This window comes from Chryseobacterium sp. UNC8MFCol (assembly GCF_000482305.1).
GTDB classification, from domain to species: Bacteria; Bacteroidota; Bacteroidia; order Flavobacteriales; family Weeksellaceae; genus Chryseobacterium; species Chryseobacterium indologenes.
In genome coordinates, this window is the sequence record NZ_AXUZ01000027.1 from 1 (window position 1) to 4,477 (window position 4,477).

Consider the following 4,477-nt stretch of genomic DNA (forward strand, 5'->3'; position numbering starts at 1 on the left):
CATTTGTAAGTGGCGACAGCGATATTCTCAGCCAGGATTTAAATTTTGATTTGATCAGGAATAATCTTCTCCAGTACGTTATTGGAAGTTTGATCTTAAGCACTTCACTGTCTGCTATTTGTGGGATCGCAACGTTTCTTTTTTTGAATAAAGTGAGCCCGGAATAAAATCTGTACTTATCGTCAGTAATTATTATTTTACATCACTGAATAGATTATTTCAGGATAAACTGTACTAGGTCTTTCAAAAACGGTTCATCAACTTTTCCTTTTGTTTCATAATCTTTTGGAGATGGCTTTCCCGAACCTGCTATGAATAAGTGACTTAAACTCGGATACAATTTAAACACTACCGTTTTATCGTTTTTTAGTGTTTCTTTCCAAAGATTGAAATCTTTCTCGGTAACCTGATAATCTCTTCCGCCTTGTGCAAAAAACATGGGAGCTTTTATTTTTTTAACCTCATTAAGCGGATTATAATCTTTTACATATTTCCAATATGCTGCGGATTGCCCCAATGGAAGATCTGATGCCGGTGAATTTAAATTGAACTGTGATGAGTTTAAAAAGACAACCTGCTTTTTTATACTTTCAACAGCTTCCGCAGGAACTTTAGCCGGATCTATAGAATGAAGATAATCATACTGTTCTACCAACAAATCCTGTAATGGTCTGGCATTACCTGCCATATAAACATATTTTGAAACCTTAGCTTTGTCAGCAATTTCAGGCATCATGTAAGCTCCCTGGCTGTGTCCAAGAATAATGATGTGATAACCTTTATATGCTGCATTATTTTTAAAATATTGCGCAACATTTACTGCATCATTTACTGTTTCTTCCTCTACAGTAGATTTTTCGTTGAAGACTTGTGGGTAAGAATATGTTCTTTTATCATATCGGTAGGAAGAAATTCCGTTGTTTAAAAGGTATTCTGCAATATCCTTAAATGGTTTATTTTCCCCCACTGTTTCATCTCTATCATGCGCTCCTGAGCCATGGACAAAAATAACTAACTTTTTTTGATCGTTGGAAGTAGGTAATAATAATGTCCCATTCAATTCTAGATCATCACTTTTTATTTTTAAGATGGTCTTTTCGTCCCACTTTTCAAATTGTTTATGGGGAACCAAAAAGAAGCCGAAAATCTTATTATTTTCTCCAAAAGTGAGTTGTATATCCAGTTTGGTCTTTTCAAATTCTGAATAGTAATAGCAGATATTTCCTGCATTGTTAATTTGAAGAACCGTTTTAAAACTTCCAATCTGTCCCTGAAGTTGTTCTGTAATGGCCTTAAGCTGAGCTACCGGAATCTGCTTAGCTATGGAAGGATCAAAATAAGAATGTGCTTTTTCAGCATTTTTATCTACAAACAAAGTCTTAATGAAATGATTCCCAATATCTATTTTTTGTGAATATAGTGACAGAAAACATAGTGAAAATAGTAATGTATAAAGTTTCATAGTACTTCTTTTATATATTCATTAAATAGAAACTCATCTGTAATCGATAACGTAATTTTTTTTCCGTCTTTCATTGTAATGCATACGGCAATATTTGTCTCGGTAATCACTGAAAACCCATATTTTTTTGAAAAGTTAATCCCTACTCCTAAAAATTGTGATGTATTAGTAAATTCTATATTTTCAATCTCTTTTATTAAAATTTGTCTTCGGGGTAAAAATGAAAATTTATATGTAATCGTTTGTGCATTTCCTTTAATAGTTAAATTGCTAAAAATTAAAATTAAACCTAATATAACCAATAATATTGACCAATACATTATTGAAGGATCTTTATCAACAATAGATAATATTATAAAGATAATAAACTGTAAAATAAATATTACAGACAAAAACTTTGGAAATGAACTTTTATCTTGATAATTCATATTCTGTAAAACTGTTTTTTATTCTATTATAATTTAATTTAATTACAGTTCTAATATTAACAATATTTTCAGTAATACTAATATCTAACCTCCAAAGATACAATATCAAAGCTGCTGACATTGCAATAAAAAAAGTAGGTAATCCATGAACAATAATAATTGTTAAATGAAATAAAATTGCTGGTATAAATATTAAATATTTGATTTCCTGTTTTAAAAATATTGCAACAAAAATAAAAATCTCCAAGATTATTGAACCCCAATTAATAAGTGAAACAGTTAATTTATTCTCAAACAAAAAACTAAAAATGTATCTAATTGGAGGAATTGCACCAAAAACATTATCATTAAACCAATAGTAAACCGCAGTACCATTGGGCCATTCAGGAGCATATATTTTTGCAGACCCTGCATTAAAATATAAAAGAGCTATTTGTATTTTAATAAATAAAAGAGCACATCCTGAATTTATATACAATAAGGAATTTTTATTATAAAAAACTATGCTATTTGTTTTCCATCCATTTTTTCGTTTATCAACAATACATATGGGAATTAATAAAACTGACAAAACTAGGCTCACTTGATCCCCTCCCTCTATAATTAACATACTATTGAAAACAGAGAAATTAACCAATGCATGAAGTAAACACGTAATTTTAGGATAAATACCTGAAATAACAGCAAGTAAAATAATTATCGAAAAAAAATGAGCATAGGAGATATTACGAAACCACGTGAAATAGTTTAACTTCATTATCTCACTTGGATGCTTCGATAAATTTTCCATATTATCTCTCGGAAATAAATCTGATGTATCCGTACAAACCAATGTCAGAAGTATACCTAATGCTAAAAGAGCTCTACAGAGAGTCAGTGTGTTTGTATTTAATATTTTATTTATCATTATAAATATTCACAAAAGTATAATTAATTGGATTATTTCCCTCTTGATGTTGTTTTGCCCAAGCAAAAGGAACAGTCTTATAAGTTATAAATAGATACAACCCGTCATTAAAATGTTTACTTTTAGCCTTAGTATTGTATAAATAAATATTATTCTTACTTAAACGATTTAAATTTGAATAAATATCTTTTTTCCAATAGTTTGCAGGAATAGAGTTTGTAATTTGTGCTGATTCATATCCTATCATCCTTGCTCTTCGAGATAGTCCAAGATCATTATTAAAAGAAAGGTTATGTAATGTTACTTTTATTATAGTTCCATTTCTTTCTACTTTATATACCTCAAGTAAAGGATCTCTCGGATTCTTAGTGAAAAATCCCCAACCTTGAGGTAATATAAGTGATACAAATTGTTGACAATTGTATGAAACAACAACCTGTTCTTTAAAAGCTGAAAAGAAAACAACAAAAAAACCTATTATCCAAACAAAAAGAGTACTAAAATAATAGAACTTTGTCTTTTTCATTAAATATTATTCTGTAGAAACTTGGAAATAATTAGCTAACTCAGCTATAACATACTCTCTGGTTAGAGTATTCTCTTTATACATTTCCTCAAATGACACCCTTTTTTTAGACCAATATGCTGCTTTATAATAGACACTGTATAAAACTGCTGCTATTGATACCACAGCAGCCACTGCATAAGCAACAGCCGCAGCTCCTACAAAGATTGGAAGAGCAGCATCGACACTACTGTCTTGCATAATTTTATATTCCGGATTTTGGGTCAGAAAGCTCTTTAATTGAGACTGCCCTTCTTTAGTTGACAAATCAACACTTGATATAAAACCTCTTAATTTTTCATCACTCTGAACTTTATAATCAAACTGTATTGCATTGGAATATTTATTTGAAGATTCTAAAGCTTTAGTTAAAAGATTAACACTTTCATCAAGTTTTTGATTAATCTCAAACAAGTTATTAGAATAAAATACCTTTTGTAATTCATTTAGAAATTCAGGATTAGTACCTTTAATATATTGTATTGTAACATCTGACATATCATTCAGTGATTTTTCAGTTTGAATGTAATCATTATGCTTCTGTATATCTTGTTTAAAATCACGTAAGAAACCTACATTATCTGAAATTTCATTTTGAAAAAAGAATATCCCTCTAAGAATCTCCTCTCCTGTTTTTTTACTCCTTTTGTAAAAATTTTTACCAACAATTTCCTTCGGTTGTAATTGTTGTTGAGATCGATTCTCAACAATCTCATCTCTGTTACAGCTAACAAAAATAAAGTTGAACAATATAAATGCAATAGCAATTGGATTTTCTGAAATCTTCCTAATTTTTTTCATCGTGATATTATTTGTGGTTTCTACAAATCTAATATTTTTTTCAATACATGGAGATTTAAAAATCATTTTTTAGAAAAACAACAATAAAAAAAACCTTTTCTATGAATTCAATGCTAAAAAACACTTATAAATTTTAATAATTGATATCTTTAATGCGGGATATGTTTAAAATTTTCTTTATATATTTTTCGATCTGTTTTCTATCAGGAAGTGTAGTCACTGTTTCTGGGCGCACCATTTGTAAGTGGCGACAGCGATATTCTCAGCCAGGATTTAAATTTTGATTTGATCAGGAATAATCTTCTCCAGTACGT

5 protein-coding genes are annotated in these 4,477 nt (G+C 29.5%); all 5 read right to left on the reverse strand.

Going from position 1 to position 4,477, the window contains the following annotated elements:
- Positions 1 to 214 precede the first annotated feature (214 nt).
- Genes M030_RS0114235 through M030_RS0114255 form a run of 5 tightly spaced genes read right to left on the reverse strand, consistent with a single transcriptional unit; the run spans position 215 to position 4,163 of the window.
- Complete coding sequence (locus M030_RS0114235) at positions 215 to 1,462, reverse strand: DUF3887 domain-containing protein (protein ID WP_034722673.1); 1,248 nt, start codon at positions 1,460 to 1,462, stop codon at positions 215 to 217.
- The gene (locus M030_RS0114240; RefSeq protein WP_027374119.1) at positions 1,459 to 1,890 is read right to left on the reverse strand and encodes a hypothetical protein; all 432 of its coding nucleotides are present in this window, start codon (positions 1,888 to 1,890) and stop codon (positions 1,459 to 1,461) included. Before M030_RS0114240 ends, M030_RS0114235 begins: the two co-directional genes overlap by 4 nt.
- Entirely contained in the window at positions 1,874 to 2,797 is a 924-nt protein-coding gene (locus M030_RS0114245; RefSeq protein ID WP_027374120.1) for a hypothetical protein, read from the reverse strand. Before M030_RS0114245 ends, M030_RS0114240 begins: the two co-directional genes overlap by 17 nt.
- Entirely contained in the window at positions 2,787 to 3,323 is a 537-nt protein-coding gene (locus M030_RS24990; RefSeq protein ID WP_027374121.1) for an SdpA family antimicrobial peptide system protein, read from the reverse strand. Before M030_RS24990 ends, M030_RS0114245 begins: the two co-directional genes overlap by 11 nt.
- Before the next feature lie 6 nt (positions 3,324 to 3,329).
- Positions 3,330 to 4,163 carry a hypothetical protein gene (locus M030_RS0114255; protein WP_155860257.1) on the reverse strand — a complete coding sequence of 278 codons (834 nt, stop codon included), beginning with the start codon at positions 4,161 to 4,163 and terminating at the stop codon, positions 3,330 to 3,332.
- Positions 4,164 to 4,477 lie beyond the last annotated feature (314 nt).

Coding starts and splice junctions, on each gene's coding strand:
- M030_RS0114255 (WP_155860257.1), bottom strand. CDS start 4,163: ATGAAAAAAATTAGGAAGATTTCAGAAAATCCAATTGCTATTGCATTT.
- M030_RS0114235 (WP_034722673.1), bottom strand. CDS start 1,462: ATGAAACTTTATACATTACTATTTTCACTATGTTTTCTGTCACTATAT.
- M030_RS0114240 (WP_027374119.1), bottom strand. CDS start 1,890: ATGAATTATCAAGATAAAAGTTCATTTCCAAAGTTTTTGTCTGTAATA.
- M030_RS0114245 (WP_027374120.1), bottom strand. CDS start 2,797: ATGATAAATAAAATATTAAATACAAACACACTGACTCTCTGTAGAGCT.
- M030_RS24990 (WP_027374121.1), bottom strand. CDS start 3,323: ATGAAAAAGACAAAGTTCTATTATTTTAGTACTCTTTTTGTTTGGATA.